Source organism: Mycobacterium sp. E3305, assembly GCF_001666785.1.
Classification (GTDB): Bacteria; Actinomycetota; Actinomycetes; order Mycobacteriales; family Mycobacteriaceae; genus Mycobacterium.
The window spans coordinates 1-5254 of record NZ_LZJA01000149.1; the positions used below are offsets into that span (position 1 = coordinate 1).

At 65.8% G+C, this 5254-nt stretch carries 3 protein-coding genes and 1 pseudogene; all 4 read left to right on the forward strand.

Going from position 1 to position 5254, the window contains the following annotated elements:
• Positions 1-190, forward strand: a pseudogene (locus tag A5701_RS13795) (pantothenate kinase); the annotation flags it as partial.
• A gap of 121 nt (positions 191-311) precedes the next feature.
• A complete protein-coding gene (lysS, locus tag A5701_RS13800; RefSeq protein ID WP_067754207.1) occupies positions 312-1823 on the forward strand; it encodes a lysine--tRNA ligase in 1512 nt (503 codons plus the stop codon).
• Between the two features lie 124 nt (positions 1824-1947).
• Entirely contained in the window at positions 1948-2286 is a 339-nt protein-coding gene (lsr2, locus tag A5701_RS13805) for a histone-like nucleoid-structuring protein Lsr2 (protein WP_067754209.1), read from the forward strand.
• 319 nt (positions 2287-2605) lie between these two features.
• The gene (gene clpC1 / locus A5701_RS13810) at positions 2606-5140 is read left to right on the forward strand and encodes an ATP-dependent protease ATP-binding subunit ClpC (protein ID WP_067754212.1); all 2535 of its coding nucleotides are present in this window, start codon (positions 2606-2608) and stop codon (positions 5138-5140) included.
• Positions 5141-5254 lie beyond the last annotated feature (114 nt).

The following is a 5254-nucleotide window of genomic DNA, read 5'->3' on the forward strand; positions in this document are numbered from 1 at the left end:
TCGCGAGGACGTCGAGGGCTTCGCCGGTGACGACGTCGCGGTGGTGGCGACGGGGCACACGGCTCCGCTGCTGCTGCCCGAACTGCAGACGCCCAGCCATTACGACCAGCATCTGACCCTGCACGGGCTGCGGCTGGTCTTCGAACGCAACCGGGACGCCCAGCGGGGCCGGCTGAAGACCGCGCGCTGAGTATCCCCGGCGACGAGATTGCCCCAGTGGTCGTGGTCGCGACCGGAACAACGACCGTGACGGCAATCTCGGCGGGCCGCCGGTAAGAGCCGCCCCGCGAGGTCATTTAAGCTGGCACGTCGTGAGTGACGCCAGCGAGGATGCAGCAGCAGACCTGCCCGAGCAGTTCCGCATCCGCCGGGACAAGCGCGCTCGCTTGTTGGCGGAGGGCCGGCAGCCCTATCCGGTCGCCATCGAACGCACCCACACCCTGGCGCAGGTGCGCGCCGACCATCCCGACCTGCCGGTCGATACCGCTACCGACGACGTCGTCGGCATCGCGGGCCGGGTGATCTTCGCGCGCAACTCGGGGAAATTGTGCTTCGCGACGCTCCAGGAGGGTGACGGCACCACGCTCCAGGTGATGCTCAGCCTCGACAAGGTGGGCTCCGAATCCCTGGACGCGTGGAAGTCCGACGTCGACCTCGGCGACATCGTCTACGTGCACGGCAATGTGATCAGCTCACGGCGCGGCGAATTGTCCGTGCTCGCCGATTCCTGGCAGATGGCGGCCAAGTCGTTGCGGCCGCTGCCGGTGGCCCATAAGGAGATGAGCGAAGAGGCGCGGGTGCGGCAGCGCTACGTCGACCTGATCGTCCGCCCCCAGGCCCGCACGGTGGCGCGGCAGCGAATCGCCGTGGTCCGCGCGATCCGCAACTCGCTCGAACGGCGCGGGTTTCTCGAAGTCGAGACGCCTATGTTGCAGACGCTGGCGGGCGGCGCGGCGGCGCGGCCGTTCGTGACGCATTCCAATGCTCTGGACATCGATCTGTACCTGCGGATCGCACCGGAACTGTTCCTCAAGCGCTGCATCGTCGGTGGTTTCGACAAGGTCTTCGAAGTAAATCGAGTGTTCCGAAACGAGGGCGCGGATTCGACGCATTCTCCCGAATTCTCGATGCTCGAGACCTACCAGGCCTACGGAACCTATGACGATTCGGCAGTCGTCACGCGCGAGCTTATTCAAGAGGTCGCTGATGAGGCGATCGGAACCCGACAACTGCCGCTGCCCGACGGGAGTGTCTACGACATAGACGGCGAATGGGCGTCGATTCAAATGTACCCGTCGCTGTCCGCGGCGCTCGGCGAGGAGATCACCCCCGAGACCCCGGCGGAGCGGTTGTGGGCCATCGCGGATCGGCTGGGGGTCGAGATTCCCCGAGACCGGGGCTACGGGCACGGCAAGCTCGTCGAGGAACTCTGGGAGCACTCGGTCGGAAACACGCTGACGGCGCCCACCTTCGTGCGGGACTTCCCCGTGGAGACAACGCCTTTGACGCGTCAGCACCGCAGCATCCCCGGTGTGACCGAGAAGTGGGACCTCTACGTGCGCGGGGTCGAATTGGCCACCGGGTATTCCGAGCTGAACGACCCCGTCATTCAGCGGGAAAGATTCGCCGCCCAAGCCCGCGCGGCCGCGGCGGGCGACGACGAGGCCATGGTGCTAGACGAAGACTTTCTTGCCGCCCTCGAGTATGCGATGCCGCCGTGCACGGGAACGGGAATGGGTATCGATCGGTTGTTGATGACTTTGACTGGGCTGTCAATTCGCGAGACAGTTTTGTTCCCGATTGTTCGGCCGCACTCCACATGAAAAACGCAACTGTGCGCCTTGCGGCCGGATTGAGTATGCTGCCTTGTTATGGCAGATTGGTGACCCGGGGAGGCTCACCCAAACTGCTCAGCAACTGCTCAGGACGAAATGCGAGGATAAGCTAATGGCGAAAAAAGTGACCGTCACCTTGGTCGATGATTTCGACGGTGCCGGCGCAGCCGACGAAACGGTCGAATTCGGCCTTGACGGGGTGACCTATGAGATTGACCTTTCGTCCAAGAATGCGGCAAAACTCCGCAACGACCTGAAGCAGTGGGTGGAAGCCGGACGCCGGGTCGGCGGTCGACGGCGTGGGCGGTCCAGCTCGGGTCGCGGCCGCGGCGCGATCGACCGCGAGCAGAGCGCGGCGATCCGTGAGTGGGCCCGCCGCAACGGCCACAACGTCTCGACGCGCGGCCGCATCCCGGCCGACGTCATCGACGCGTTTCACGCGGCAACCTGACAAACCTCTTAACCGGCGCCCCGGACCGCAGCGGCCCGGGCGCCGGTTTGTCATTTCGCTGGCGGCGAAAGAATCGTCCGAGAGTGCGGGAAACGAATTGGCACCCGGCCACGTTGGTTCGGTTACGGCGCTGTAATGACAGGGGAGTTCGCCCGATACGGGCCCGGCGGGTCTTGAACAGCAAGGAACCGCAAGGTTATGCCCCCTGGCAGGCCGACCATTACAGTGGATGGCAGGTATGAGATTCCGGCCCCGACGGGGACCGGGTGGGCCACACAGAGGCCAAGTACCGATGGTGAGGGAGAGCAGGTAACCACCGATGTTTGAACGATTTACCGACCGTGCCCGCAGGGTCGTCGTCCTGGCGCAAGAAGAGGCCCGGATGCTCAACCACAACTACATCGGCACCGAGCACATCCTGTTGGGTCTGATTCACGAGGGCGAGGGCGTCGCGGCGAAGTCGCTGGAGTCGCTCGGGATCTCGCTGGAAGGCGTTCGCAGCCAGGTCGAGGAGATCATCGGCCAGGGCCAGCAGGCGCCGTCGGGGCACATCCCGTTCACCCCACGCGCCAAGAAGGTTCTCGAGCTGAGCCTGCGGGAGGCGCTGCAGCTCGGCCACAACTACATCGGTACCGAGCACATCCTCCTCGGACTCATCCGCGAGGGTGAGGGCGTCGCCGCCCAGGTGTTGGTCAAGCTGGGCGCCGAGCTGACGCGGGTTCGCCAGCAGGTCATCCAGCTGCTCAGTGGCTACCAGGGCAAGGAGGCCGCGGAGGCCGGCACCGGCGGCCGCGGCGGCGAGTCGGGCAGCCCGTCCACCTCGTTGGTGCTCGACCAGTTCGGGCGCAACCTGACGGCCGCCGCGATGGAGGGCAAGCTCGACCCGGTCATCGGCCGCGAGAAGGAAATCGAGCGCGTCATGCAGGTCCTGAGCCGGCGCACCAAGAACAACCCGGTGCTGATCGGCGAGCCCGGCGTCGGCAAGACCGCCGTCGTCGAGGGCCTCGCGCAGGCCATCGTGCACGGCCAGGTTCCCGAGACGCTGAAGGACAAGCAGCTCTACACCCTGGACCTCGGTTCGTTGGTGGCCGGCTCGCGCTACCGCGGTGACTTCGAGGAGCGGCTGAAGAAGGTGCTCAAGGAGATCAACACCCGCGGCGACATCATCCTGTTCATCGACGAGCTGCACACGCTCGTCGGCGCGGGCGCGGCCGAGGGTGCGATCGATGCGGCCAGCATCCTGAAGCCCAAGCTGGCCCGCGGTGAGCTGCAGACGATCGGTGCAACGACTCTCGACGAGTACCGCAAGTACATCGAGAAGGACGCCGCCCTGGAGCGCCGCTTCCAGCCCGTGCAGGTGGGGGAGCCGACGGTGGAGCACACCATCGAGATCCTCAAGGGGCTGCGCGACCGCTACGAGGCGCACCACCGGGTCTCGATCACCGACTCCGCGCTGGTGGCCGCCGCCACCCTGGCCGACCGCTACATCAACGACCGGTTCCTGCCGGACAAGGCGATCGACCTGATCGACGAGGCGGGCGCCCGGATGCGGATCCGCCGGATGACCGCGCCGCCAGACCTGCGCGAGTTCGACGAGAAGATCGCCGACGCCCGCCGCGAGAAGGAATCGGCGATCGACGCCCAGGACTTCGAGAAGGCCGCCAGCCTGCGCGACCGGGAGAAGCAGTTGGTCGCCCAGCGGGCCGAGCGCGAAAAGCAGTGGCGCTCAGGCGATCTCGACGTGGTCGCCGAGGTCGACGACGAGCAGATCGCGGAGGTGTTGGGCAACTGGACCGGCATTCCGGTGTTCAAGCTCACCGAGGCCGAGACCACCCGCCTGCTGCGCATGGAGGACGAGCTGCACAAGCGGATCATCGGCCAGGAAGACGCCGTGAAGGCCGTCTCGAAGGCCATCCGCCGCACGCGCGCCGGGTTGAAGGACCCCAAGCGCCCGTCGGGTTCGTTCATCTTCGCCGGCCCGTCCGGTGTCGGTAAGACCGAGCTGTCCAAGGCGCTGGCCAACTTCCTGTTCGGCGACGACGACGCGCTCATCCAGATCGACATGGGCGAGTTCCACGACCGGTTCACCGCGTCGCGGCTCTTCGGTGCCCCGCCGGGATACGTCGGCTACGAAGAGGGCGGCCAGCTCACCGAGAAGGTGCGGCGCAAGCCGTTCTCGGTGGTGCTGTTCGACGAGATTGAGAAGGCGCACCAGGAGATCTACAACAGCCTGTTGCAGGTCCTCGAGGACGGCCGGCTCACCGACGGTCAGGGCCGCACGGTCGACTTCAAGAACACCGTGCTGATCTTCACCTCGAACCTCGGTACGTCCGACATCAGCAAGCCGGTTGGCCTGGGCTTCACCCAGGGTGGCGGTGAGAACAACTACGAGCGGATGAAGCAGAAGGTCAACGACGAGCTGAAGAAGCACTTCCGCCCGGAGTTCCTCAACCGCATCGACGACATCATCGTGTTCCACCAGCTGACCAAGGACGAGATCATCCGCATGGTCGACCTGATGATCGAGCGGGTCAGCAAGCAGCTCAAGGCCAAGGACATGGCGATGGAGTTGACCGACAAGGCCAAGGCCTTGCTGGCCAAGCGGGGCTTCGACCCGGTGCTGGGTGCCCGCCCGTTGCGGCGCACCATCCAGCGCGAGATCGAGGACCAGCTGTCCGAGAAGATCCTGTTCGAGGAAGTCGGACCGGGACAGATCGTCACGGTCGACGTGGACAACTGGGACGGCGAGAGCGCCGGCGAGGACGCGGTGTTCACCTTCACCGGCACCCGCAAGCCGCCGGCCGAGCCGGACCTGGCGAAGGCCGGGGCGCACGCGGCGCCGGAAACGCCCTAGCGATTACCGGAAACGGGCGGTTAGTCTCACGGGACTGACCGCCCGTTTTCGCTGTGACCAGGAGGCAAGCCAGTGCTGATCGTCACCACCAACGACCTGCCCGGCTGGGAGATC